A 24,637-nucleotide genomic window follows, 5' to 3' on the forward strand; every position below is an offset into this window, starting at 1 on the left:
AGGCTGATATATCAGCCAATTCAATGGGTGCGTCTGAATGATGTTGATCGGCAAGGTGATTCGTTGTGCGTACGAAGGGAAGGCGAGATGGGGGAACGTTCCGATCCATCGGCTTTGCGATTCCTGATTGGGCATGAGTTGCGGGTCGCTCGTGAGCGCGCCCGGGTCAAGCAGAGTGAGGCCGCGAAGACGATCGGGTGCAGTCAGCCGAAAATCGTTGCGATGGAATCCGGGAAGTATCTGCAGCAGCCCGATGACGTCACCGCACTGCTGAAGCTGTATGGCGCTGATGTGGCCCAGGTCGACCGGCTCGCGTCACTGGCCGGTCAGGCCGATCAGAAGACCTGGTGGGCACCGTTTTCCGAGGTGCTACCGAACTGGTTCAAGACCTTCGTGGGCCTGGAGGGTCTGGCCCGAAGCCAATTCATCTATCAGACCGTCACATTCACCGGGCAGCTGCAGACCAGCGCCTATGCGACGGCACTGCATGAGGGTAGCCCGCTGGTCGCCTCGGTGGATGTGCCGCAGATCGTGCGGGCCAGAATGGCTCGGCAGCGGCTGATCGGCGCCCGCCCGATGGGCTTGAGCTCCGTCATCGAGGAAGCGGTCCTCGACCGAGTGGTCGGCACCGCGGTCACGATGCGCGAGCAACTCGCGCACCTGTCGCGGCTGATGAAGCATGACCACATAGACATCCGCATCCTGCCGACCAGGAAGTATGCCCACGCCGGGAACGTTACCGAGTTCACGCTGCTGCAGTTCGCCGAAGCTCAGACCGTCGGCTACATCGAGTACCCGACCGGCGCTCTGTACCTGCAGGATTACGATGGGGTCGCAGTGTACGAGATGCTGGCCGGGCAGCTCCTTGCGGCGGCGCTATCGAAAAGTGAATCCGCCGAACTCATCAGGAGCCGCGTGGCCGGGATGAAATGAGGGAGTCGGTCGATGGCCCCGATCAGTCCTGTCGGGTGGCGCAAGTCCAGCTACAGCGGAAGCAACGGGGGCCAATGCGTCGAGGTCGCCATCGCAGCCGGGACGGTGCGGATTCGCGACAGCAAGTATTCCGGATTGCCGGAACACCGACCGATCATCACGGTGCCGAGTGATCTATGGGTTGAGATGCTCGACTTCGTCCTACGTCGAAGTACGGGTGAAGCCGGGATGGGTTTGCATGTCGAGCTCAGTTCTTCCGGCGATGCGATATTGAGTCATAACGGGATCGTGCTGGCGTTCACGGCCGCGGAGTGGGACGCATTCCAGCAGGGCATCATGAACGGTGAGTTCAGCGCCTCGTAGGACGGGGCTCTGATGCTTTGTGCGATGCTGGTGGCAGGACAGGGGCGGAGGTTTCCAACGGTGAGTGCCGAGTTCGACGAGCTACCACGGCTTGCACGTGTTTACGACGGCCGAGATGACAGCGGTCGTCCGATCGCAGTTCGGGAGCCGCTGCCGGCGGATCTGAGTGACCGCATCCTCGCCTACCTCAACTCGGCTCCGATCGTCCTGGCCGCACGCAGCTTCGAGGTTGACGAATTCGCCCCGTCCGATCGCGATGTGCCGCTGACCTTCCGCACCGACGGCGTCTGGATCTGGGCCGGCGCGGTGTCCCACTACCTCCGTAAACACGCCCTGCCGCCGGACCCAGAGTTGGTGAGCCACATCATCAGTCGCGAATATCGGCTCAGCGAAGTCACCTCAGAGGCGAAGGATCAGGCAGTTCGCGTTATCACCATGGGGTAGCGGGAGCCAGTCATGATCCAGGTGGAAGTCGACCGCATCGCAAGGATTGGCATATGCCGGAACATGATTCGGTCGAGCCGATTGGCCATGCAGAAGCCCTCGGCTCGATAGGGCGCGGTCTATCGGCCGTCACACGGAACTCGAGACCGGAGTAAAGCTCACCGACGGTAAGGTACGTGGTTGCGCCAATAGGATCTGAGTTGCGGCTTCCATACCACCTGCGCGGGCCGTCGGCCAACTCCGAAGGGATCCGGAGGAATTGGCAACCTGCTCGGAGTAGAGCTGTCGCTGTGAGCGTGTCAGCCGGGTGCGCGTGCGTGGAAAGCTCGGCAATTTACTCCATGGTACGGTCGGGCCATGTCGTCACCGGGGGCTGGACAGTACAACAATGGAACTGCATCGGGTGTGAGCACGCCGGCGCCTGCCGGCTGGAACGCTCAGCAGCCCGGTCCGGCCACTTCCCTGGCTTATGGGCCGCAGCAGAACGTGCAGACATCTCCGTTCGACGTTCCAGGCTTCCTGCAACAGCCGCAGCGCCGCAGTTCGAAGTGGTGGGCGTGGGGCCTTGGTGGCGCGGTGCTGGCATCGGTGGTATGGGCCGGAGGCATCTTCGCGTTCAGCGGCAGCGGCGGAACCGATCTCCGTGGCTACCACTATGTTGAGAACTTGTGTGGTGCAACAGATATCGCGGCGCTACGCGGTGTGGGTTACGAGATCTCCAGCCGGGGGACACAGTATCGTGGTACGACCTCTGCGGTGATCGACACGATGAATTGTCAATTCTCATTGGATAACACCAAGAACACCGCTGCGGGCGCTCTGTTTTCAGCCACGGCCACTCTTCATAAGAAGAATGATTTTGCGGCCGAGTTCTCGGCGGCGAACACGGGACCCGTCATGACGTCGGATGGCTACAAGGTCGAGATTACCAGGTTGTCGGGCCTTGGAGATGAGGCGTATGGCAGGGTCGAAACCGGTCCCAACATCCCGGATGGTCGCGTCATCGCGGTGAGTGTCAGGGACGCCGGCCTCATTTTCGAGATCTCTGCTGCGCAGCCGATGGTTTCATCGACGGCGGCGTCTGATCCCAACCATTTTTCGGTGGACGCAACAGTGGAGATCCTTCGCTCCGTCGCGAAGGCTACCATGGTTAATTTGCGGTCATAGAGAAGATTTCGATCAACTGTGGGGAGCTTGATCCATGACTGGCGATAAAACTCAGATCGCAAATTTGAAATCACCGGCGCAATCGGGAACGCTGAAATTCGACGATTCGGCGGTTGCTGACATGGTGAATGCTTGCAACGGGCTTCTGGGAAAATTCATCGGCCTTCAGTCGTTCACCGACCGGCTCACCGGTCTGAAGGCGTTCGCGGGGCCTCCTGAGAAGTTCTTCTCGGGAACCCGGCTTGCTGATGAGTATTCCAGCAAGGGTGGTGATCTTGCGGATGCGATCAAGGAACATATTGCCATCCTGGATGACTTGGTATTTACCTATAAAGCCGCTGGAAAGTCGTATGCAGGCGCCGAAACCGAATCGGTTCAGAACTTCGAGAACATCCAGCGCCCGGTTGGTGCCAGCTTCTCCAGTGCGCCGCCCGATCCCGCCAAGGTGAAGGCGCCGGGGTTTACCTCGAAGGACCCCGCCAATGTGCAGGCGACGGGTGTACACGCGATTTCCGCGGAGACGCCGACCTCCAAGCAGTGGATCGATCTGTACGATCTGCGGATGAGCATAGATTCGGCTTCGGTCGCCTATGTTGGTGAGCTCTGGAAATGGATTGCCGGCCAAATAAATGACGCTCTCCCAGATTTCACGAACAAGATCCAATCCACGAATAGCAAGTGGGATGGATATGGCGCCGACACTGCGCGGAGTTCGACGTCCTCGTATGCTGATTCAGTGGGCAAATTCTCCGTTGCGCTGAAGGCGGTCGGTGATCAGATTGTCTACATCTCAGGATGGCTCGAAGAGGCAAAGAAGAACATGCCGCCGAGTGCCAACAATCCTGCCGGTCAGATAATAAGCTGGCCTACCGGGATGAATTTGCAAGCCGGTGTTCAGATGTCTACGACGATGTTCACTGACGATACGCCCAAGTATCAGGAGAACTATCGCAAGACCTACGTCGCGGGGATCGCTGACTACAACGGGGCGATGTTGTCGATCCCGTCACCGAATACGCCGGTGACCCCGCCGACTGTTCAGCAACCAGGGTCGCCGAGCAGTACCGATCAGAACGGTGGCGGTAACCCGTCATCTCCGGGCTCGCCGACGGTGCCCAGCCAGCCGAACATCGACAACAAGCAACCGGAAACACCGAACAAAGATCAGCCGACGAAAACGCCGACCACCGACGATACGTTGAAGACGATCGCGCAAGAGTTGGCGACAACGGCCCAGACAGTGGCGCAACAACTGACATCGGCCGTCTCGACTGGAGTGCAAGGACTGGAATCGATCGCTCAACAGGTCGCGACCACCGTTCAGCAGCAGCTGTCGACCACCCAGACGCCGAAGCAGCCCGACGATCAGAAGGAGACGCCCAATCCGCTGACCAATCTGTCGTCTCTGCTGACGCCGACAGGTAGTACGTCCGGCCCAGGCGGTCCGGTCGGAACATCGACTGCCCCCAAGTCTCCAGAATCACCGAAATCCCAATTGTCCCAGCGGACAACGGTCGCGAACGCACAGCAAGAGGAATCTGTCACCGCGACCACTCGGGCGGGTGTCGCGGCGACGGCCACTTCATCGAGCGGCGCGTCGTCAGGGATGCCGGGCATGGGTTCGATGGGGCACGGAGGTGGCGCCACGGGTCAGGCGAAGGAGCACAAGCGGCCTACATTCCTCACCTCGGCTGAGCATTTCGACGAGGTTGTCGGCGAAGTACCCGATGCCGTCACGCCGGTGGCCGAGAAATGAACCGTACCTGGCAGTTCGGCGACCTCGAGTTCGTCGTGCTGTGGGAGCAACTCCAAGGCGATTTCCTTCCGCACCCGTTCTTGTTCACCAGCCGGACGCCGCTATATGACGACTATCTTCGCGAGAAGCGTGAAGTCGCGGAGCAGGTGAGTCAGAGGTTGGACGGGTCCATTGCCGAGGTGCTGGACGCCGTCGCGCACCCTGATATCCGCATCATCGTCAATGGCTGGGATGTCCAAGAGGCTGAACGTCCGGACGGGCGAATCAGAATGATCGCCACCCGTAGAGGTGACAAGGGCTACCTGGTTACGCAGGTTCCCGGCGAAACCGTATTTCACAGTGGTGGATTCACCATCATTGAATGCGACCCGATCAGGCTTGCGGACGCGGTGGTTGCAGCCTTGCCGAAGGCCACGCCGGGCGCGGACGCGGAGATCCAGCTCACGCCGCCAGATGTGCGGCACGACGATTTCGATTACGAGTACGGGCAGTCGCGAGTGAGTGCTGACCCTGTAGACGGAGTTGCCTACGGGGCCGCACGCTTCTTGAACAGACCGCCGGCGGTCGTAGGAGCCATCGATGTAGTCCAGGGGTCGTCCGTATTCGGTCCGCGTGGAATCAGCAGGCACCGGCTGGAGTGGCGTGATCTGCTCGACGACGGACGGTATGCGATCGGGCACGTAGCACCGTGGAAGGCGATCGCGGTCGATGCTCAGAAACTGACCGCGATGATCAACGTTCGTATCGCCGAGGTGATTCGAGTGATCAGGGACGAGCGTGGGTGAGACGCCATGAGCCCGGGAATATCGATGGCTCTCGTCGGCTACCGTATGGTACTCATACGCCAAGCTAACTGGGAGGGAGTTCGCCGTGACTGAGGTGGGGGCGGTCGGTTCTGGCGCGGGTGAGGGGGAATGGGCCTCGCTGGTTGTCGCCAATACGACCGGGTCGATTCGGGTGCGGACCACCAATCAGGGTTTGCCGCTGGCCGTGAAGGTCGAATCGGCTGAGTTGCATCGGGATCCGGCGCAGTTGGCGGGGGAAGTTCTCAGGCTGTGTCAGAAGGCGGCCAATCGGGCCGGGCTCGCGCTGCGGAAACAGTTGGAGGAGGCCGGGCTTGATGCGGCGGGGCTGGCCAGGGCCGGGCTTCCGACCGAGGCGGATGTGGCTCGGCAGGAGATTGTCGAGGAGCAGGACTACGATACTGAGCCGCAGAGTTGGCTCAGGACGGTGTGAGAGGGGGGCTCGTGGTTTCGTCGATGGATGAGTTGCAGGAACAGGTGCGGCGGCAGCTGTATCGGTTTCAGGACTTGGCGGATCAGATGGCGGCCGTGCGCGGGCGGGAGACGTCCGAGGATGGGGCCGTGACCGCGGAGGTCGACGGGAACGGGGCGCTCAAGGACTTGCAGTTCAGCAGTGCGGTGTCGCGGATGACGCCCGCGGAGTTCGAGCAGGCCGTGGTGACGACGGCGGCGCAGGCGGCGCGGCGGGCGTTCGAGCGGCGGGCCGAGATCGTGGACCGGTTCAATGAGGAGATGGCCGAGTAGGCCGGTCTGTTAACAGAACTTTGCGCCAGAGTTTGCATCTTGCGGTCTGGCACAAGAAATTTCGTGCTTGTAGTCTGAGCAAGATCATAGGTAGTGGGAGGGACACTGATGGTTGACCACGTCGCGGCGGAATTCACGCCCATCTTGGCGTACGGCACCGAGAAGGCCGGTATCGCCGCGCAGGTCGCGGGGGCGGCGGCCGCGGATGTGGGTACCGCGATGGCGCAGGCGGTTCCGGTCTTCGGGTTGATCGGTCAGGAGTTTCTGGCGGCGTTCGCGGTCGCGCAGGGCAACTTCCTGATGTCCTCGGCCGAGATCGCCGCCGTGCACGCGAACACCGCGACCGCGGCGTACGCGGCCGTCGGCACCTACGGCACCAATGAGGTGACCTCGGCGGCCAGCTTCCTATCGACGATGCTGTGACCAATCCGTCGAATCCGACCGTGCTGGACGGGCTTCGCGGCAGTCCGATCGGTCCTTACCTCGATACGCCGGTGTCGGATGTATTGAGCACCATGGGATTGCCGCAGCTACCACAGCTTCCGGCGCTGCAGCTGCCGGATCTGTCGGGGCTGCAGCTGCCCACCCTGCCGACCATCGACCCGACCGCGCTGATCCAACCGGTCACCAGCCTGCTGCAGTCGTTCGGGACGGGCAGCCTGAGCAACAGCAGCTTCAATCCGGCGACCATCCTGACCTCCCTGGTCAGCGCGCTGACCTCGGCCATGTCGGCGAGCAAGTCGGCGACCAGCACAGTGATGAACACCTGGTCGAGCGAGGCCGCGACCAAGGCTCAGGAGACCAGCAATCTGGTCGAGACGCAGAGCGGGACCGTGGCCGCGCAGGGTGCCCAGCAGCACGCCATCCTGATCGCCGCCGAGGCCATCGTCGGCGAGGGCTATGCCGAAATGACCGCTCTCATCGGGCAATTCATCGCCCAGGTGACCGCGGCGACCGCGCTGATCGCCACCCCCGCCGGGATTCCGTGGCTGATCGCCACCGCGACCGAGACCATCAACGCGGGCCTGGCCATCGCGGCCAAGACCAAACTGCAGCTCGCGGGCAGCACCGCCGAGATCGTCGAGGCCGGGACGAAGATCATGATCGCGGGCGCGCCGGTCGCGTCCAATATCTCGAACCTGGTGAACATGGTCGGCACCGCACTGCAGCCGATCTCCAGTGTCGCGCCGACGGTCGTCGAGAAGGTGGCCGAGAAGGGCGCGACCGTGTTGTCCAGCGGCGTCAGCGATCTCAGCTCCGCGCTGACCAGCAACAACAACACCAATACGAACAACACGAACAAGACCACCACGCAGACGCCCTCGACGACCACCACCAAGACCGACGAGGCCAAGAAGACCGAGAACCCGGACGGCACCAAGATCGACGGTGGCGGCGGCAGCCCGCTCGCCACGCTGCTCGGCGGCGGTGTGCCCACCACCACGACTCCGGCCAACACGTTGGGCAGTAGCCGGATTCCCACCGGTGAGGTCACGTCCGGGGCCGGCGTGCCCAAGACGGTCACCGAGGCGAACGGCCGCACCACCGCGACCACCTCGCCAGGCATGACCGGCGCGGGCGCCGCGGGCCGGGCCGGCGCCGCGGACGAGGAATCGACCACGGACCGCTCGGGTCTGGTCACCGGAGCGCACGGCGACGAAGTCGTCGGCGTCATCGAGGGCGTGGTCCTCCCGGTGGTCGGCGCGATCGAAGCCATCGACGAGCCGCCGGACAAGGCGCTCACCCTCTAGATTTCGAATTGCCAGGGGACACAGGAGGATTGGCATGAGCATCAACGCATTCGACGGTCTGCGCTTCGACGCCTCGACGGCCCGCGACGCCGCGGCCCAGCTCGACGCGCTCGCCGACCGCATCGCGGGCGGGCTGGGCGTGGAGCAGGCGAAGCTCGACTTCGCGCCCGCCGGCGCCGACGAGGTGTCGCAGCGCGCGGCGCAGACCCTCAACGCGGTCGCCGCGTCCTTCGTGGCCTCCGGCGGCGACGGCGTCACCGAATTGCGCAACCTCGCCTCGACGCTGCGCAGCCAGTTCGACGCCTTCGGCAAGGTCGAGGAGCAGTCCGTCCTAGGCTTCGCGGGCTGAGCGGAAACACTCCTGATGCTGGAACCGACGAAACCCGGCTTCACCGAGACGGTTTGGGAATCCCTGCCGCCCGAGCAGCTGGCGCGTGACCTGGTGACAGGGGCGGGTGCCATACCCGCCGCCGAAGCCGGTCTCGCCTGGACGCGCTTGAGCGCGGGTTTCGCGGCAGCCGCACTCGACTACGAGCGGATCCTCGTAATCCTGGACAGCGCTTGGGAATCCAAGAACAGCGGTCCGTTCATCGAGCGCATCAAGGCGCTGCGCGACTGGCTCGGCGCATCCGCCTCGGCCGCGGCCGGCAACGCCACCCAGGCCGAAAGCCACGCGGCGGCATATGAAATCGCCAAACTCGCCATGCCCAATGTCGACGAGGTCGAGAAGCTGAAGGACCTCCAGCAGCTCATGCAACAGGTCGGCCTGGCCGCCGGTCTGCCGCTACTGGGTGGGCTGGCCGGAACCGAGGCCGACGCGGAGAAGGCGAAGGCCGAAGCGGCGCGAGTGATGCGGACCTACGAGGCCGCCACCGAATCGCTGGCCAAACCGTGGGAGCACCAGGCGCCGCCGCAGGTGACCGCCGGCCTGACTCCCAGCGAGCAGCCGGCCGCACCCGTGGAAACCCCGGAAGTGCCGGCACCGGTCACGCCCTCGCTGTCGTCCCTGTCCCTGGGATCTCTGAACCTGCCGCCGATGCCGCTGACGCAGTTGCGCACAACCGCTGTCGAAGCGAAAGAAACTACGACGCAACGCGTTGTGACACAGCCTGTTACGGTCCAGTCGAGCGGCACCGCCATGACGCCCACGGCCGTGGGCAACACGGGCCAGGACAGCGACGAGGAGCACACCCCGCGCGCTGGGCTCGTGGGCGCGCCCACCAGCGACGCCGAGCTCGGTCTCACGTCCGGTATGCAGGCCGCACCCGCCGTGCTCGGCGGCATCGACCCGGCCGCGCAGCGAGCGCCAGTCGACATCGCCTTCAACGCAGGTAGCTCCGGGGGCGAAAATCGCTCCGCTGCAGCGAATTCCGGGACCAGTGAGGGAGCGTCCGTATGACGACCCTCACCAACGACGGCATGATCGCGCTGGCCGGCCATCTGGGCGTGCAAACCCTGCCTCTGGTGCTGGCCATCGGTCCGCGGCAGCACACATACCCGGAGTGGGAACAGGCGCAGCACCTAGCCCGCACCGACCTACGCGCCCGCCGCATCGTCGACGCCCATGGTGACGTCGACGCCGTCGCTGCCACAGCTCTTTTCGTGCTATCGCAGCCCGACCGCGAACTAGCCATGCGGGTCCATACCACCGACGGCCCCATTCGCGTCTGCGTCGCCCGTCGCGCCGAGGACCACGCCGTCGCCATCCGCCGGGGCGACACCCTCGACATCGGCCCCTTATGGTCCGACGGCTCCGGGGCTTCCCTATCCCGTCCACTCCTTGACGCCCTCGGCCCCTGCCCGCCCGCAGACTTATCGGCGTTCAGCGCAGAATCGGCGGATCTCGCCGAACGACTCAACGCCGCAACAACTTCCGAAGACTACGCGAGCACCGTCTACAACCTGGGCGTCCCCGACACCGACGCCACCGCTTACGGTCTCGCGCTCTCGGCCACCCACTCCTACGCCGAAATCGTGGCCTACGCCTACGCTGACGGCCTCACCGATCGATCGCCCGGAGCCGTCGCGGTCTACGACACCGCACGGGGCCGCATTGTGGCCGCACCGGGCGTCGCCCCGGACCAGCAACTCTGGTCCACGCTGACACCGGGCAGTGATCACCGTATCGCGCAGTCGATTGCAGCCCTGATCGACTCGCTGCCCGGGGGGAGGTGGCTGTCGTGAGTCCCGCGTGACTTGTGCAGCTGATCAACCCCGAACCGGTGGTGCGCAACGCATCGCCTCTATCCATTCCGAACAAAAGGCAAGGTACAGACGATGGTTGCAAATGAAGCGGAAGTTGCCAAGGCTGCGCAGAGCCACATGGCCGACGTGGTCGCCTCGATCAAGGACATCCTGAGGAAGATCACCGACCGGGTGGATTCGTCCAAGGAAAGCTTCTCCGGTGACGCGGCCGACGCTTTCAAGTCCGCCGCGGTGGCGTGGGATGACGAAGCCGCGAAGCTGAACAAGGCCATGGACGACTTCCAGGACAAGGTCGGTCAGGGTACCGACGTGTTCAGCAACGTCGACATCACCAACAAGGACGACTTCGCGAAGGCTCTCACGAACCTCGGATAGTCGGGCCCACCTTCGCTACAACTTCTCTACACCACAAAGGATTACAGATGCTTTACGACAAAGCTGGCATGACCACCCTCGTGCACGACCTGCGGCAGTACCACAAGGATCTGGTTGCTGTCGCTGGCGACGGCACCGCCGCGATCGACACCTCCAGTGACCTCGGACAGGCCGTCGAGAAGCTGAAGCAGGCATGGTCGAACCCGAACAGTGGCGCGGAGAACGGCGCGCTGGAAGGTGTTATCGCCGCGAAGTCCGAATGGGACCAGGCGTACGCCGAGAAGTGCCTGTCGACTCTGGACGCTGTTGCGACTGCCGTCGAGAGCGCCCTGAACAATGCCCTCTCGGCCGACCTCCGGGTCCGGAACGCGTTCGGCCACTAAAGAGACGGCCGGTGTCACGAACGGCAGCGCACTCTCACCCTTGTGAGGTGCGCTGCCGTTGCTCGGTGTCCAGTAATCTACGTGCCCGTAGTTCCCGGTTCGATGGAGGATTTGGTTAGTGCCAGCCCAATTGACCACCCGTGCCCAGGTCAATGGGTACCGCTTCCTGCTGCGCCGACTCGACCACGCTCTGGTGCGGCGCGATGTGCGGATGCTGCACGATCCGATGCGGTCGCAGTTCCGGTCACTGATGGTCGGGGCGGTCCTTGCGGTGCTCGTGGTCGCGGGTGCGGCGATCATGGCCTTCATCCGTCCGCAGGGTTCTATCGGCAACGCGAATATCGTGATGGGCAAGGACAGTGGCGCCCTCTATGTCGTCGTGCGGGACAAGGACGACAAGAACAAGATGACGCTGTTCCCGGCATTGAACCTCGCCTCAGCGCGGCTGCTCACGCAGACGAGCGAGACGCCCACATCGGTCAAGGACAGCAAACTCAACTCGGTCCCGCGTGGGCCGATCCGCGGCATTCCCGGCGTGCCGGCTGCGCTGCCGGGCAGCGGCCAAGGCACCCGATCCCAGTGGACTCTGTGTGACAAGGTGCCGCTGTCCGCCTCCGGTGGGGCCGCGTCCTCGACCGGGGCGGAAACCACCGTCATCGCCGGGGACCTGCAACTCAATGACCACATCAAGGCGGCGGATCCGGGGACCGCGGTTCTGGCGAAGAAGACCGACAGCCAGAAGAAGGACCACACCTATCTGATCTACGACGGGAAGATCGCGGAGATCAACCCCGACAACGACGACGTCACGAAGAGCGCCCTCTCTCAGGTCCTCGATATATCCAACACGCGACCGATTTCGGCAAACCTCGTGGGCGCGGGCGTCAGCGTCCCGCCGCTGGTCGCGCCTACAGTTCCACGCGCAGGTGAGTTCGCTCAGGGTCGACTGAGCAACGTGAAGATCGGCAGCATCATCCAAGTTCCGGCACTGGATGGGTCCGGCCGCTCCGACCTGTATGTCGTGTTGGACAACGCCATTCAGCGGGTCTCACTGTTCACTGCCCAGTTCATCACGTTCGCGAGCTCCCAGAAGAACATCGACGGTTTCGTTTCCGTGACGCCGGACGCGATCGCGGGCATCCCACAGAAGCACGGGAATGACAAGATCAACCCCGGCCTGCCGGTCGATGACTTCCCCAGCGCGGCACCGAAGATCATTTCAGCCGCGGAGAATCCGGTCGCCTGCATCACCTGGGCGAAGAAGAACGGTCTCGGCAAGGATCAGGCGGATGCCACCGAGGCGACCACGGACTGGGCAACGACCCAACTGGTGATCGGCACGCGTTACCCGCTGGGGGACTCACAGACCCCGGTGACCTTGGCCACCGCCGATGGTTCCAGCGGTAGTCGCGTCGACCGGGTTTATGTTCCGCCGTCCACCGGAGAGTTCGTGCAGGCCACCAAGATCAAGCCGGGCAGCCCGGTGCGCGATGGTCTGTATTACTTGGGTGACAATGGAATCCTGTACGGCATACCGGATTTCAAGACAGCGCAGATTCTCGGGCTTGGTGTCAAACCGCATCTCGCTCCGTGGGAGATCTTGGGGACATTGGTGCCCGGACCCACGTTGTCCACTGATGACGCGCAGAAGAGCTGGGATGCGCTACCGACCCAGTAGAGACAATCCGCGGCCACTGCGCAACCGCAACCGATGATGCACCGGTAGTGCGGACCGGACTCGATCGGAGCGAGTGACATCCACACCGTGACGAATGGTCTTGTCACCCTTCCGATGCTAGGTTGAGCTGAGCCTGGGGCAGTGCCACACGGCGGATAGTACGAGCTAGAAGCTCGAATTTCGGAGGGTCCGCCGAGCGGATGCGGGGTGGGCCTTGGAGGGGTGGATGCGGTTCAGGCTGAAGAGAGCCGCCGCGGTAGCGGCTGGGCTCGTCATGCTGGCGGGGGTAGCGGCCTGCGGCGGAAGTTCGCGGGATACAACGGATTACGGTCCGTACTCGGGTAAGCCCAGCGATTCCGAGTTCGACCAGAAGCCCAGCAAGTCCCGGGGCGTGCTCGTGGAGTCGTTGCGGTTGGGCGAGCGCATTCTGTACGGGACGGAGATCGATCCGGAACTGAAGGTGGGGCGTGGGGGCGGTGTGTTCGCCAACTATCTCGGCCTGGACCATTCGGTCATCTCCGGACCCGAGTCGAACGCCGCGAATGGTCACGGCCCGCTCGCGGCCTTCGGCGCCCTTGCCGCGAACAAGTCCAACGCGGCTGATCAGTCCGAGAAGTTCCTGGCCATATCGCTGATCGAGTTTCCCGATGACGCGGCGGCGGCCGCGGCGGCGGCCGATATGGATCGCGCCGACTTCCAGGCGAACGCCGACAACACACCGGTGGCCGTGGATGCCTTTCCGTCCGCTATCAGTCATTGGCGGCCCGGCGTTCCCACGCTCGGCAGCGTCATGGCCTACAAGTCGCTGGTGATCCGGGTCTACGCGCAATTGCCGGATCCCGATCTCGGGCAGCTGGTCGATATGGTCACCCGGTCGTACCAGCGGCAGATCGAGCTGCTCGCGAACTACACGCCGACCCCGTCGGCGGAACTTCCCAATCTGCAACTGGACCCGGACAAGTTGTTGACCCGGATCGTTCGGACCGAGGATCCCACACCGGCCGCCATGAAGTTCGCCGTCTGGGGGGTGCATGCGTTCGCCGCGCTGTTGGGTAGCCCGGCGGCGGATGCTTCGGCGCAAACCGATCGTGGCGTCACCGCAGTGGGAATTTCCTACAACAAGCGCCTGTTCAAGATGCGCGACGAGGCCGCGGCCAAGAACTACGCTGGATATCTTCGCGATCAGCAGACTGGCACAGAGTCTTCGCCGGTGCCGGGAGTGTCCGGACTCTCCGACGTGACCTGCAGTCAGCTTTCCAAACCGGCAACGAATTCGTTGGAAGCCAGACGTTTCCGTTGCGTCGTGACGCGCGGCGAGTACGCGGCCGTGGTGTACAGCAATACCGATACCGATGTCAGGCAACTGGCCGCCGCACAGTACTCGGTCATGGGAGGGACGGCATGAAGGCGCTGATGCCGCAGGATCCGAAGTGGCTCGGGCGCAATCGCACTATCGCGGTCATCGGTCGGGGTGGCATGGGCCGAGTACTGCTGGGTCGTACGCCGACCGGGCGACTGGTGGCGATCAAGCAGATTCACCAGCACCTGGCCGGCGATCCCGAATTCCGTGGCCGGTTTGCTCGCGAGGTGCAGGCCTGTCGCCAGCTCACCGGTGCGTACACCGCCGCTGTGGTCGACAGTGACACCGAGTCCGAGAGTCCGTGGCTGGCTACCGAGTACATCGATGGCCCCGACCTGAAGACTGTCATCGATGAGTGCGGGCCGATGCACCTTGGTGGGCTGCGGCTGCTCGCCTCCGGGTTGGCGTCGGCGTTGCTGGAGATCCACCGCTCCGGGTTGTTGCACCGAGATCTGAAGCCGGGCAACGTACTTCTGACGCGCGAAGGCCCTCGGGTCATCGACTTCGGCATCGCGCGCGCACAGGACAGCGACGCGCTGACCGCCACCGGGACAGTCATCGGGTCGCCGGCGTACATGGCCCCCGAGCAGGCCGAGGGGCGTCCGCTGACGTCCGCCGCCGATGTCTATTCGGTGGGCGCGATTCTGGCAATGGCGGCGACGGGTTCGAGTCCCTTCCCAGGTGCGTCGACCCCGCAGATCCTCTACAGCGTCATGCACACCATGCCCAATACCGAGGGCGTACCGCCTGGGCTGCGCGAATTGGTGGATGCGTGCCTGTCCAAGGATCCGGCGCGGCGGCCGACAGCAGAGCAGTTGCTGGACGCGGTGGGCCGGATCCAGTCCGAGCCGGTGTGGCCTGCACCGGTCAGAGACCGGATCGACGCGCACCGTGCCGACTCGGACTGGTGGGTTCAAACGTCCGAACGGGAGTCGAAACGCCAAGACGAGTTGGAACAGGCCAAATCTCGTCGACGCGGAATGCTGAGATGGGCTGCGGCAGCGGCGGCAGCGTTGGTGGCAATCGGTATCGGAACATTCGGCGTTCGCGAACTTTCCATGCAGAGTGGGCATTCGCAGCCGATGGCCGATCCGTCGCTGACGGTCACGACGATGGAGCTGCAGCAACTGGATGTCTGTAAGGTGCTCGATCTCGTGACGCCGAAGCTGGGCACACGCGTCAAGGATCCGCGCAAGGAATTCTCGGGCTGCTCGACTTCGGTGACCGACGCGGATAATCACAAGATCACTGTGGAACTGGATAACCTCACCTCCGCCGATGAGATCGAGGCTGTCAAGAAACCTACCGGTCAGAGCGTCGGCTGGGTCCCGATCCTCGGTTATCCGAAGCAGTTCGAGACGTGTGACCGTTCGGTCATCACACAGAGTGGCGGCCGCAGTGCATTGACCGTCATGACGTATCCGCCGAAAGGTGTTGACGGCTGCCCGATGGCGGAGAAGGCGATTACGGCCATTGTGCAGCAGCTCACCGTGTATGCACCACAGCTGAAGCTGCCACAGAATTCGATCTTCCGCGTCGATCCGTGCGCACTGCTGGATCCGACGCTCGCGGGCAGCCTTGCCGGTGACCCGGCGCGGCGGGCGCGCGAGGCGGCCGATTGCTTCTACGAGGGCAGCACCGGAACCGTTGAAGTCATGCTGCACGAGACTTACCGGCTCGACAAGGACCGCAGCCGGTATCAGACCGTTCAGATCGGGCAACTCACGGCCTATATCGAGGACACCTGGACGAAGAACCCGGCCAGCAACTGCGAAGTGGAATACATGGTGCGGCCGACTACCAACGACAATGCCGAAATCGTCAAGGTCCGGATCAGCGACTGGGCCCGCGGGGATACGGGTGCGTGTGACAAGGCCAAGAAGCTTGCCGCCGACGTCTTCCCTCGACTGCCGAAGTCATGATGGTCAAGCCGCTGGACCCCGCCGAGCCCCGGGTCATCGGTCGCTATCACATCCTGGGAGTGCTCGGTTCGGGCGGAATGGGCCGAGTACTGCTCGGAATCGGGCCTGACGGGCGTTTCGTGGCGATCAAGCAGATCCATCAGCACCTGCTGGGTGAACACGAATACCGGGCGCGCTTCAGACGTGAGGTCAACGCGAGTACCCGGGTGTCGGGAGCATTCACCGCGCCGGTTGTGGATTTCGACGTTGATGGTGGAAATCCGTGGCTGGCTTCGGTATTCGTGGCAGGCGTGCCGCTGGACAAGGCGGTTGCCGATTACGGCCCGTTGCCGCCGTCGGCTGTCAAGGCCTTGGCAGCCGGCTTGGCGGTGGCGTTGCAGGACATTCATCGGGTCGGGCTCGTGCATCGGGATCTCAAGCCGGCGAACGTGATACTCACGACTGACGGTCCCCGGGTGATCGACTTCGGTATCGCACAGCTCCATGAGAACCCGAGTGGACTGACCGAAACTGGTTCCGCATTGGGCTCTCCTGCCTACATGTCACCGGAGCAAGCCTCCGCGGAGCCGATCACGCCGTCCAGCGATATCTTTTCACTGGGCGCGCTACTGGTCATGGCAGCGACCGGGAAGAGTCCGTTCGCGGCCCCTTCCATGGCGTACACGTTGTTCAATATCGTGCACTCGGAACCGGATTGGGAACAGGTGGCGCCGGAACTACGGCATCTGGTAGCTCCCTGTCTGGCCAAGAGGCCACAGCATCGGCCCACCACCGGGCAGCTACTCGACCAAATCGGCTGGCTGCCAGAAGGTGCTGCGCCATGGCCGGGACCGGTTCACGCCGACATTCAACGACAGCTCGCCGGACTCGCGGCCTTGACCGCGAACCCTGACGCCACCGTGATGGTCTCGGGCAGAGGCCACGAGGCTGCTGTCCGTGGTACGGGATTCACCGTGGCCGAATCGCCGAGATCGGGCAGGGTGGCGTCGGGGGGACGCACGATCGCTCGGCGCGCGGGATTGGCGGCGCTGTTGGTGCTGCTGTTGGTCGCTGGCGGAATCACCTGGATTCGACTGTCCGGCAGCGCAACCGGAACGTCGACCGCCGCGGCGATGCTCGCCCGACTCCGCAATGCTGATGCGTGCGCATGGCTTCAGCAGTCGATGCAGGGTTCGGTCCCGCCAGAATCAGGCTGGCCGAGCGACGTCTCGACCTGGAAGACCGATACCTATCTGAGTTGGGAATGTGCGGCCACATCTGCCGGCCAGTCCTTGACGGTAAAGCCCGGCGAGAATATGGCGCTGCTCAGCGGGACCGGCCGAAGCGTGGACGGCCTGCCGATCCTCGCCTCCGAGGACACCAGTACCTTCGGATGCGAACTGGGTGTCGATCTGTCCGGCACGAACCAAAAATGGGGCATCGTAGTCAGGCTGAACAAGGCGGCCTCATGTGACCTCGCCGAGAAGGTCCTCACCCGCCTGGTCGCCACGCGCAATTCGCCGCCGCAGCGAGCCGATACCGCATCACTGGGCCGGGTCGATACCTGTGGCTTGCTCTCCAACGAGCTGTTGGACACGACGGTCGGACCGATTTCGGCAGCACCGTCGTATGTTTCGGCTCACGAATGTCACTGGCAGGGCACGTCCGAGGTGCGCCTTCAGTTGAACCTCGTGAAACCCAATGAAGTCGCTACCACTTCGCCGATCGATGTGGGCAACGGCACCATGGTCATCCCTCACAGCCACGTAGTGGACTCGATCTGCGTACTCGAATACCCGTATCGCACAGCTGGTGACAAGACCGAATTGGTCGAGTTGGAACTGCATGGCGATGGTAAAGGTGACGACTTGTACCAAAAGGAATGCACCGCAGCGAAGTCCATCATGCAGCAGGTGATCGGCAAGCTCCCCAAGCGCTGAGCTGTCCGCTGGAATCGCCGCGGATTGAATGGTGGCGCCTGAGGTCCTAACCTCCGGCGTGCAGGGTGTATTGGGTCGGGTTGGTGGGCGCATCGTGGCAATCCGCTGCGTGACGGAGCTCCGCTCTCCAAGGTTCGAGTCCCGTACGCCGACGCTGCCTCCACTCAGGTGCGCGGCCTACGCGAACGTCTCCCCGCCCTGGCTCTTGAACCAACGTGCTGTGGATAGATTGTTCATGGGCTTGGTTTCCCCTCGGCACCTGTCCTGGAATCAGGGCCGGCTGAACGAACCTCCGCTGATGCCGGCGGTGAAGGCGTCCCATTCGTCAGGTGCGAAGGTCAGTACCGGGCCGGTGGGGTTCTTCGAGTCGCGGACGCCTACCTTGCCGCCTTCGAGGAAGGCGACCTCCACGCATTCCCCGCCCTGCGAGCTGTAACTGGACTTGAACCACATGGCTCCGCGATCAACGTTCATGCTCGTGGCTCCTCGCTATCTCTCGGATCATGTCGCGGCTCGAACGGGCATCCAAGCTGGATTCTTGGAGGATTCGGAACGCCTTGCGGAATCTCGTTACGTCTGTGCGGTTTTCGAGATACGCGCTACCAGCGTAGCCCTCGCAGTAGACCTGGGCAGGTTCGAGCATCTGTGCGCCGTAGGTGCCGCTCCCGAAATCCATGATCGTGAACGGCGGCACCGCGGCTCCCAGTGGGAGTCCTGCGTGGAAGGGCAGCACCCGGACGTCGATGTTGTCGAGCAAGGACACCTCGGCGACGTGTCGACACTGTGCCGCCATCACTCTACTGGTGCCCACCACGGTCCTCAGAACGTTCTCCTGCAGGACGATCCGCATTCTGGTCGGGCGACGTGAGCGGGTGAGGATGCGCTGTCGCTGCGCCCGGACCCGGATGCGTCGCGCGAGTTCGTGCTCGGTGTCATCAGGGAAGTTGAGCTGGTCCAGTGCTCGCGCGTAATCGGCGGTCTGGAGAAGCCCGTGCATGATCAACGGCTGGAAGACCGTCAAGGATGTCGCGCTGGACTCCAGCCCGACAAACAAGTTGGCCCATGCGGGGATGAGGTCGCTGTACGCCTGCCACCAGGACTTGGCTGGTGTTTGCGTGGCCAGCCCCTTCGCGACGGCGGTCGTGTCCTCGTCGAGGCCGTACGCCTCACAGATCGCCAGAATGTCGGTGACTCTGACCTTCTCGGTCTCGCCTCGTTCGAGTCGGCTGAGCGTGGGCCGACTCCACTGCACCAGGCTGGCGGCCTGTTCGAGATTCATCCCCGTCGCCGACCGCGCTTCTCGCAGCATCCGGCCGAGTTGGCGGCGCGGCAAGGTGGTGTCGGTGTCCTCCGGTTCGTCCGCCATGCGCCTGCCCTCTCATCAGGTTGCGTCGTTTATCTCGGACCGAGAAGAGCGTATGCGTGTCGTGAGAAGCGACCTGGGGTTTCGCGCTAATTTCGCGGATCGACTCGCCGTGCCGGTCCAGCTTCCGCTTCCGGCGCATTGTTTCGCCATCGGGCGACAACCGGTCGCCGTCGATCGGCTCGAAACATGTGGGAGGTCGTAATGGCTTGGGATGCATGGGCATTGCTGTCGATCATCGCACTGTGTGTCGCTGTCATGGTGTGGTCCGGCTGGGGCTTCTACTGGGACAGCCGCTCGGATGATTCCACCTTCTTTCGGCTTCGACTCGCCGGAGGCGGATTCGTCGACGTCCCCCATCGGGTCGGACAGCGCGCTGGGAGACACCGTTCCCGAGGTCGGAGGTGATCGAACCATGAACCCCGCCGAAGTGGCCGTCTTGTCCGCGCTGTACCCCGACAGGAGTCTGACCGCCGCGCAGATCCAGCAGCAATCGACGCTGACCAGCTGGCGAACCCGAAATGCGCTCGCCCAACTCGAATTCCGTGGCTTGATCCTGCCCAGCCGTCCCCGCGGCCGCTGGCGGATCAGCGGTCGGGGCCGCATCGCACTGATGACGAAAGGGAAACGCTTCGCGTGAAGCGAAGCGCCGTCGCCGGATGCGGGCCGGCTGAGGCGGCCGATCCGATCACCGATTCAACCCTCTCGCGCGGCCGGCGAGTCACGTGATAGATACGTGGAGACCTTTGCTCCACGAACAAATTACGTCTCGCATTCCGCGAGGGACGCGCAGAGAAGCGGCATCTGGCGCCGGTCTATACCGAAAGATCAACCCTTGCAGGGAACCTGTGTCGAATGGCAGCACAGACCGGTGATGTCTACGTGGGAGATCTCCGAGGGTATTCATCGGTAGGTCTCGTGGAACAGGAGGCCAACGACAACCAGACGGTCGACAAGCTGGTCCATCTCGGCCCCGTCTGGGGCTTGAAGATCTCATGGACTCCACGTACGGCGGGGGTGAGGACACTCATCTTTATCTCTTCCGGCCATTACGATGGATCCGCGATCGATTGGGTGCGTGTCCGCGTCCGCTAGCCCACGAACCGGCAGCCTTCGCGAACTGTGTGCAGCGCCGACCGAGACGTCCACAATGCCGAGTGTCGCGCCGACCGAACCGGCCGGCGCGACCGGTGATCAGCGCCGGGCCGAGGCTCCACTCAGGTAGTGCTGTTCCGCCGGGGTGGTGACCATCATGGCGGTGGTCATGGTGGCCGGCGTGTGGACCGAGATCGTGTGCGGTGCGTCCGGGTGTTGGACGATCGTCACGTCGGCGTCCGGCTGGTAGTCGGCGGGGATCGCTTCGTGGATGGTGACGACGGTGGCCGAGCCCGGGGGAGCTGTGGTGGGGACGCCGTCGAAGACGATGACTGTGGCGGCTGGGCTGGCGAGGCGGCCCGTGACGGCTGTGCCTCGGGAGCTGTGGGTTACCGAGGAGGCCAGGGAGAGGGCGTGGGGGGCGGCGACATTGGTGACCATGCCCTGCCAGGCCCAGGGGCGGGCGGTGTGGACCACCGCGCCGGCGCCGAGGGCGATGGCGCGGATGATCACCTGTTGGGCCAGTTGGAGACTGGCGATGATGTCGATGCGGCGGGAGCCGTCGCCGATCAGGGGGACGGCGATGCCGCTGCCGGTGGCGTCGGCGCCGATGAGCTGGCCGCAGCCGGCGGTGGGCATCGTGATGTCGGTGAGGACGTCGACGGGGCCGCGGTAACCGGAGGGGCGGATTTCCTGGGTGCCGTAGGAGAGGATGTCCATGAGGGCCCAGAGTTGGCGGCGGGGGAGTTCCTTCAGGCCCGGCACGGGGGGTTCGCCGTGCTCGTAGGGGGTGTCGTAGCGGACTCGGGCGTCCACCTCGACGATGGCGGCGGGCTGGCCGGGCTTGGCGCCGGGCTCGGGGACCGGCTGCAGGCGGACGGTGACGGTGGTGGCGAGGCTGCGGACCGCCCAGATCTTGGCCAGGCCGTCGGAATTGAACAGCTGCGGGTCGATCTGGTAGCTGGTCAGGTGAATACCGTTGTGCTCCAAGTTGTCCGGATGCTCGGTGAACTCGGCGACGGGGATGCCGCGGGTGAGTTCGCGCAGCGCGGTGGACATTTCGGAGGTGGTCAGGACCGAGGCCGTGATGCCGTGCCCGGCCAGGCGGTTCGCGACCCGGCGGGTGGCGACCAGGGCCGAGCGGAGCGCGCCCTCGGGGCCGCCGCCGCGATTGTCGACCGCCTTGGCGTTGTCGAGCGGGTTCAGGCGCAGCACCAGCCACATGGTGCGGTGGGCGATCGCGGGCAGCGGGCCCAGGATCTCGTCGTAGAGGCGGCCCAGCGGCGCGATGCTCGCCGCGTAGCCGGAGATCACCGCCTCGGTGCTGGCGGTGCGGGTGCCGGTGCTGATCACGTCCACCGAATGCAGCTCGACATCGTATTGGCGCAGGCAGGCCGCGATCTCGTTGAGCGGCAACAGCTGATCGGTGCTCAGCGAGCCGCGGCGCAGCAGGGTCAGTGTGTCCGGCGGCGGGTCGATGCGGAGCATGGTGGTCAGCAGGGTGCCGTCCCAGCGCAGTCCGCAGCTGCCGCCGTCGGGGAGCGGAACGTCGACCGCGGCGTTCTCGTCGAGACTCGCGCGCCGGGCCTGCTGCCAGCGATAGGTCGCCCAGCGGCCCAGCCGCAACCCGATCGGCACGCCGCCCACCGGGATCAACAGGATCAGCGCGGGAATCAGGCCGGCCGGGAGCGCACCCCACCACGGGGCCTTCAACGCCACCGCGAGCAAGGAGAGCGCGACACCCAGCAGCGCGGCCGGAATCACCAGGCGCAGCGGCAGATTCCGTAGCAGCCACAGATCGTCCGAACGTAGTTCGGTGGCAACGGCATTCGCGGCAGCCGCCGGGTCGGGTCGCGGTGTGCGCCGACCACGGGACCGGGGCTCGGGCTCCGGAGCGGCCGAGTGGTCCGGCTGCGATCCCGACGGTCGCGGCGGCGCCGGAGGAGCCTGAGGCGGAGCCGGAGGAGCCGGAGCGGGCGGCGGCACCGGCCGCGGCGGCGCCGCGACATTCGAGGTGCGCTGCACGAAGTCGTCGAACTCGCGCCCGAAACCGCTTCCCCCACTGGATGAATGGCCCGGCGCACCGGGCGCCCGGCCGGGTTCACCGTAGGCCGGGCCGGGTTCGCCATACGACTGGCCGGGTTCGCCATACGGCTGACCGGGGTCACCATATGGCTGGCCGGGTTCGCCATACGACTGGCCCTGATCGCCATAGGACTGCCCGGGCCCACCCGGTCCGTACCGCTGGGGTGGACGGCCCTGCCGCCCGTCCCCACCATTTCCGCCCGGCACATAGCCGCCCGCTCCCCGCGGAAAGTCGTTCACAGTTCAGTTGCCCCTCAGTCGGCGGCCGACGCCAGATTCAGCGAGGTGAGCAGGGTGCTCAACGCGGCCTTCATGTCGGGACCCTCGATGCGCATGAGCACCGATTCGTCCACGGCGCTCAGATCGATGGATTCGTCGTTGGCCAGCCGGAACTCGCGTTCCTCCTCGGCCGCCTCGATCAGGTTGCGGATGAAACGGCCGTTGCCGGCCACGTCGACGCCGCGACGCGGTTGCCCGCTCTGATCGGTGCTCTCCATCGTGTAGAGCTTCTGACAGGTGCTGACCAGTGCGGCCAGCGCGTCCTCGGACAGGTCCGAATCTCGTTTGGACGCAACGACTTCGCCGATCGCGCCGAGCTCCTCGGCGGTGTAGGACGGGAACTGGAGCCGCTTGGCGAAGCGGGAGGCCAGACCGTCGTTGGCGGCCAGGAAACGATCGATCTCGCCGTCGTATCCGGCGATGATCACCACCAGGCGGTCGCGGTCGTTCTCCATGCGGGCCAGCAGGGTGTCGACGGCCTCGCGGCCGAACGCGTCACCGCCGGAGAGCCCGGTCTGGATCAGGGTGTACGCCTCGTCGATGAACAGCACGCCGTCCATGGCGGTGTCGATCAGGGCGTCGGTCTTGATGGCGGTGGAACCCAGGTGCTGGCCGACGAAATCGGAGCGCTTGGTCTCGACCACCTTGTCGGTCTTGAGAATGCCCAGGCCGCAATAGATCTTGGCGACCACGCGCGCGATGGTGGTCTTACCGGTTCCGGGCGGACCCGTGAAGGCCAGGTGCTGGCCGCGCGCGGAGCTCGAAAGCCCCTTCTCGGCGCGGATCTTCGCCAGCTGCGCACTCGACTGCAGCTTGGCCACCTGGGTTTTCACCGCCGCCAGGCCGATCTGCTTGTCCAGTTCGGCGCGCGCCTGGGCCAGGATCTCCTTGGCCCGGTCCTCGTGCTCGGCGGCCTGCTTCTCCTCCAGCGAGGGCGCCGACGCCGGATCCCAGCGATCGGTGCGGGCCTCGATCACCTCGCGGGTGGTGAGGGTGATGCGGTAGGTGCGGTCGCGCATGGCCGCGGTGTTGGCGTCGAAATCCGGTGCCTGCGAATACACCTTCTCGAACAGCGCCTGCGCCTCGTCGGCCGCGCCGTTCTCGCGCAGGCACAGGCCGCGGCAGAACATGGCCGCGGTGCGGGCGGCCGGAATCGGGCCCGCCTCGGCGGCCTCCATGCGCCGGATCGCCTCACCGAACAGGCCCAGCTGCGCGCAGGCCGTGCCGACCATCACATGCGCGCCCGCGGCCAGGTACGGGTCCTCCCAGCTGTCGGAGCCGTTCAGGACGGTCATCACGTCCGGCCAGCGCTGGGTGTTGTAGTGCAGGATGCCGCGCACGTATTTGGCGATCCGGCCGTCGATCTCGAAGTCCGGTTCCGAGGCCCGCGCGCGGCGGTGCTTGTCGAGTTCGTCGAGGACCTGCTCGGCCTCGTCGTACTGCTTCTCCGAGATCAGGTGCGCCGCCCACGCCAGATGGGTCTCGACGAAACTGGACAGCGGATAGTCGATGTAGAGGCCCGGCAGAAAACGTCCAGCAAGCGTCCGCGGCGGCAGGCCCAACCGGCGCTGTTCCCGGCCCAGCGAGACGGTGCTGCACTTGTACAGGTTGCTCAGAACATCCGTGGTGACCTCACCGGCGGCCGCGCGGCCCAGCCAGGCGTCGGCCATGGTGGGGTCCCATTCGGTGGCGCGCTGGAACGCCAGTTTCGCGTAGTCGAGGTCCCGGTTCGATTCCTGGCCCTCGATGCTCAACCCCAAGGACAGCACCCCCGCATCGAAGGCGCGTTGGGCCTGGCGAGTGTCGATCATCCTAGTCGAACCCCGAATTCGTCGAACCTGGTTGGTCTTTCGTTCACGTTCCCCACCCACACCACGCGAATCGCACGGCTGCGGACAGTCGGATACATTATGGTTAACCGCCCTGGGCGGGCAACTGTTGAGAGCTATAGGGGAGCAGTTCAGCAAGTGACAGCACAGTCGATCAGCGGCCCGCGGGCGGCTGAACCCGAA

24 protein-coding genes are annotated in these 24,637 nt (G+C 64.5%); 20 read left to right on the top strand and 4 right to left on the bottom strand.

Annotated elements, in window-relative coordinates; all coding sequences use genetic code 11:
- The first annotated feature begins 87 nt into the window (after window positions 1–87).
- From ACWELJ_RS06085 to ACWELJ_RS06175, 19 genes are all read left to right on the top strand, one after another.
- Window positions 88–933, top strand: coding sequence for a helix-turn-helix domain-containing protein (locus ACWELJ_RS06085; protein ID WP_452365081.1), 846 nt, complete (start codon window positions 88–90; stop codon window positions 931–933).
- Between the two features lie 12 nt (window positions 934–945).
- Window positions 946–1,296 carry a DUF397 domain-containing protein gene (locus ACWELJ_RS06090; RefSeq protein WP_452365082.1) on the top strand — a complete coding sequence of 117 codons (351 nt, stop codon included), beginning with the start codon at window positions 946–948 and terminating at the stop codon, window positions 1,294–1,296.
- A gap of 60 nt (window positions 1,297–1,356) precedes the next feature.
- Complete coding sequence (locus tag ACWELJ_RS06095) at window positions 1,357–1,740, top strand: hypothetical protein (protein ID WP_452365083.1); 384 nt, start codon at window positions 1,357–1,359, stop codon at window positions 1,738–1,740.
- A gap of 405 nt (window positions 1,741–2,145) precedes the next feature.
- The gene (locus ACWELJ_RS06100; protein ID WP_452365084.1) at window positions 2,146–2,907 is read left to right on the top strand and encodes a hypothetical protein; all 762 of its coding nucleotides are present in this window, start codon (window positions 2,146–2,148) and stop codon (window positions 2,905–2,907) included.
- A gap of 34 nt (window positions 2,908–2,941) precedes the next feature.
- Window positions 2,942–4,663 (top strand): hypothetical protein, encoded by a 1,722-nt coding sequence (locus tag ACWELJ_RS06105; RefSeq protein WP_452365085.1) that lies wholly within the window; start codon window positions 2,942–2,944, stop codon window positions 4,661–4,663.
- Entirely contained in the window at window positions 4,660–5,448 is a 789-nt protein-coding gene (locus ACWELJ_RS06110) for an ESX secretion-associated protein EspG (protein ID WP_452365086.1), read from the top strand. Before ACWELJ_RS06105 ends, ACWELJ_RS06110 begins: the two co-directional genes overlap by 4 nt.
- A gap of 85 nt (window positions 5,449–5,533) precedes the next feature.
- Window positions 5,534–5,899 carry a hypothetical protein gene (locus tag ACWELJ_RS06115; RefSeq protein ID WP_452365087.1) on the top strand — a complete coding sequence of 122 codons (366 nt, stop codon included), beginning with the start codon at window positions 5,534–5,536 and terminating at the stop codon, window positions 5,897–5,899.
- Between the two features lie 23 nt (window positions 5,900–5,922).
- On the top strand, window positions 5,923–6,210 hold the full coding sequence (locus ACWELJ_RS06120; protein WP_379105180.1) for a YbaB/EbfC family nucleoid-associated protein: 288 nt from the start codon (window positions 5,923–5,925) through the stop codon (window positions 6,208–6,210).
- A gap of 108 nt (window positions 6,211–6,318) precedes the next feature.
- Window positions 6,319–6,633 (top strand): hypothetical protein, encoded by a 315-nt coding sequence (locus ACWELJ_RS06125; protein WP_452365088.1) that lies wholly within the window; start codon window positions 6,319–6,321, stop codon window positions 6,631–6,633.
- Entirely contained in the window at window positions 6,630–7,961 is a 1,332-nt protein-coding gene (locus ACWELJ_RS06130; protein ID WP_452365089.1) for a hypothetical protein, read from the top strand. The genes ACWELJ_RS06125 and ACWELJ_RS06130 overlap by 4 nt, the downstream gene beginning before the upstream one ends.
- 34 nt (window positions 7,962–7,995) lie before the next feature.
- Window positions 7,996–8,310 (top strand): PE family protein, encoded by a 315-nt coding sequence (locus ACWELJ_RS06135; RefSeq protein ID WP_452365090.1) that lies wholly within the window; start codon window positions 7,996–7,998, stop codon window positions 8,308–8,310.
- 15 nt (window positions 8,311–8,325) lie between these two features.
- Window positions 8,326–9,360 carry a PPE domain-containing protein gene (locus tag ACWELJ_RS06140; protein ID WP_452365091.1) on the top strand — a complete coding sequence of 345 codons (1,035 nt, stop codon included), beginning with the start codon at window positions 8,326–8,328 and terminating at the stop codon, window positions 9,358–9,360.
- Window positions 9,357–10,145, top strand: a complete 789-nt coding sequence (locus tag ACWELJ_RS06145; RefSeq protein WP_452365092.1) for an ESX secretion-associated protein EspG — start codon at window positions 9,357–9,359, stop codon at window positions 10,143–10,145. Before ACWELJ_RS06140 ends, ACWELJ_RS06145 begins: the two co-directional genes overlap by 4 nt.
- A gap of 93 nt (window positions 10,146–10,238) precedes the next feature.
- On the top strand, window positions 10,239–10,541 hold the full coding sequence (locus tag ACWELJ_RS06150) for a WXG100 family type VII secretion target (protein ID WP_452365093.1): 303 nt from the start codon (window positions 10,239–10,241) through the stop codon (window positions 10,539–10,541).
- A gap of 68 nt (window positions 10,542–10,609) precedes the next feature.
- On the top strand, window positions 10,610–10,924 hold the full coding sequence (locus ACWELJ_RS06155) for a hypothetical protein (RefSeq protein WP_452365094.1): 315 nt from the start codon (window positions 10,610–10,612) through the stop codon (window positions 10,922–10,924).
- A gap of 118 nt (window positions 10,925–11,042) precedes the next feature.
- Entirely contained in the window at window positions 11,043–12,602 is a 1,560-nt protein-coding gene (gene eccB, locus ACWELJ_RS06160; protein WP_452365095.1) for a type VII secretion protein EccB, read from the top strand.
- 226 nt (window positions 12,603–12,828) lie between these two features.
- Window positions 12,829–14,007, top strand: coding sequence for a DUF7373 family lipoprotein (locus ACWELJ_RS06165; RefSeq protein ID WP_452365096.1), 1,179 nt, complete (start codon window positions 12,829–12,831; stop codon window positions 14,005–14,007).
- Complete coding sequence (locus ACWELJ_RS06170) at window positions 14,004–15,884, top strand: serine/threonine-protein kinase (RefSeq protein ID WP_452365097.1); 1,881 nt, start codon at window positions 14,004–14,006, stop codon at window positions 15,882–15,884. Before ACWELJ_RS06165 ends, ACWELJ_RS06170 begins: the two co-directional genes overlap by 4 nt.
- Complete coding sequence (locus tag ACWELJ_RS06175) at window positions 15,881–17,803, top strand: serine/threonine protein kinase (protein WP_452365098.1); 1,923 nt, start codon at window positions 15,881–15,883, stop codon at window positions 17,801–17,803. The genes ACWELJ_RS06170 and ACWELJ_RS06175 overlap by 4 nt, the downstream gene beginning before the upstream one ends.
- Before the next feature lie 270 nt (window positions 17,804–18,073).
- Here ACWELJ_RS06175 and ACWELJ_RS06180 read toward each other — a convergent pair whose 3' ends face one another.
- Window positions 18,074–18,277, bottom strand: a complete 204-nt coding sequence (locus ACWELJ_RS06180; protein ID WP_452365099.1) for a DUF397 domain-containing protein — start codon at window positions 18,275–18,277, stop codon at window positions 18,074–18,076.
- Window positions 18,267–19,169, bottom strand: coding sequence for a helix-turn-helix domain-containing protein (locus ACWELJ_RS06185; protein WP_452365100.1), 903 nt, complete (start codon window positions 19,167–19,169; stop codon window positions 18,267–18,269). The genes ACWELJ_RS06180 and ACWELJ_RS06185 overlap by 11 nt, the downstream gene beginning before the upstream one ends.
- Before the next feature lie 412 nt (window positions 19,170–19,581).
- Between ACWELJ_RS06185 and ACWELJ_RS06190 the strand changes: the two genes are divergently transcribed.
- Window positions 19,582–19,806, top strand: coding sequence for a hypothetical protein (locus ACWELJ_RS06190; RefSeq protein ID WP_452365101.1), 225 nt, complete (start codon window positions 19,582–19,584; stop codon window positions 19,804–19,806).
- 554 nt (window positions 19,807–20,360) lie between these two features.
- On the opposite strand, the gene eccE is transcribed toward ACWELJ_RS06190, so the two are convergent.
- Entirely contained in the window at window positions 20,361–22,058 is a 1,698-nt protein-coding gene (gene eccE / locus ACWELJ_RS06195; protein ID WP_452365123.1) for a type VII secretion protein EccE, read from the bottom strand.
- 542 nt (window positions 22,059–22,600) lie between these two features.
- Window positions 22,601–24,436 carry a type VII secretion AAA-ATPase EccA gene (gene eccA / locus ACWELJ_RS06200; RefSeq protein WP_452365102.1) on the bottom strand — a complete coding sequence of 612 codons (1,836 nt, stop codon included), beginning with the start codon at window positions 24,434–24,436 and terminating at the stop codon, window positions 22,601–22,603.
- Window positions 24,437–24,637 lie beyond the last annotated feature (201 nt).

This window comes from Nocardia sp. NPDC004582 (assembly GCF_053602115.1).

Coding starts and splice junctions, on each gene's coding strand:
- ACWELJ_RS06175 (WP_452365098.1), top strand. CDS start 15,881: ATGATGGTCAAGCCGCTGGACCCCGCCGAGCCCCGGGTCATCGGTCGC.
- ACWELJ_RS06085 (WP_452365081.1), top strand. CDS start 88: ATGGGGGAACGTTCCGATCCATCGGCTTTGCGATTCCTGATTGGGCAT.
- ACWELJ_RS06155 (WP_452365094.1), top strand. CDS start 10,610: ATGACCACCCTCGTGCACGACCTGCGGCAGTACCACAAGGATCTGGTT.
- ACWELJ_RS06180 (WP_452365099.1), bottom strand. CDS start 18,277: ATGAACGTTGATCGCGGAGCCATGTGGTTCAAGTCCAGTTACAGCTCG.
- ACWELJ_RS06145 (WP_452365092.1), top strand. CDS start 9,357: ATGACGACCCTCACCAACGACGGCATGATCGCGCTGGCCGGCCATCTG.
- ACWELJ_RS06105 (WP_452365085.1), top strand. CDS start 2,942: ATGACTGGCGATAAAACTCAGATCGCAAATTTGAAATCACCGGCGCAA.
- ACWELJ_RS06140 (WP_452365091.1), top strand. CDS start 8,326: ATGCTGGAACCGACGAAACCCGGCTTCACCGAGACGGTTTGGGAATCC.
- ACWELJ_RS06125 (WP_452365088.1), top strand. CDS start 6,319: ATGGTTGACCACGTCGCGGCGGAATTCACGCCCATCTTGGCGTACGGC.
- ACWELJ_RS06190 (WP_452365101.1), top strand. CDS start 19,582: ATGAACCCCGCCGAAGTGGCCGTCTTGTCCGCGCTGTACCCCGACAGG.
- ACWELJ_RS06135 (WP_452365090.1), top strand. CDS start 7,996: ATGAGCATCAACGCATTCGACGGTCTGCGCTTCGACGCCTCGACGGCC.
- ACWELJ_RS06120 (WP_379105180.1), top strand. CDS start 5,923: ATGGATGAGTTGCAGGAACAGGTGCGGCGGCAGCTGTATCGGTTTCAG.
- eccA (WP_452365102.1), bottom strand. CDS start 24,436: ATGATCGACACTCGCCAGGCCCAACGCGCCTTCGATGCGGGGGTGCTG.
- ACWELJ_RS06170 (WP_452365097.1), top strand. CDS start 14,004: ATGAAGGCGCTGATGCCGCAGGATCCGAAGTGGCTCGGGCGCAATCGC.
- ACWELJ_RS06150 (WP_452365093.1), top strand. CDS start 10,239: ATGGTTGCAAATGAAGCGGAAGTTGCCAAGGCTGCGCAGAGCCACATG.
- ACWELJ_RS06165 (WP_452365096.1), top strand. CDS start 12,829: ATGCGGTTCAGGCTGAAGAGAGCCGCCGCGGTAGCGGCTGGGCTCGTC.
- ACWELJ_RS06090 (WP_452365082.1), top strand. CDS start 946: ATGGCCCCGATCAGTCCTGTCGGGTGGCGCAAGTCCAGCTACAGCGGA.
- ACWELJ_RS06110 (WP_452365086.1), top strand. CDS start 4,660: ATGAACCGTACCTGGCAGTTCGGCGACCTCGAGTTCGTCGTGCTGTGG.
- ACWELJ_RS06185 (WP_452365100.1), bottom strand. CDS start 19,169: ATGGCGGACGAACCGGAGGACACCGACACCACCTTGCCGCGCCGCCAA.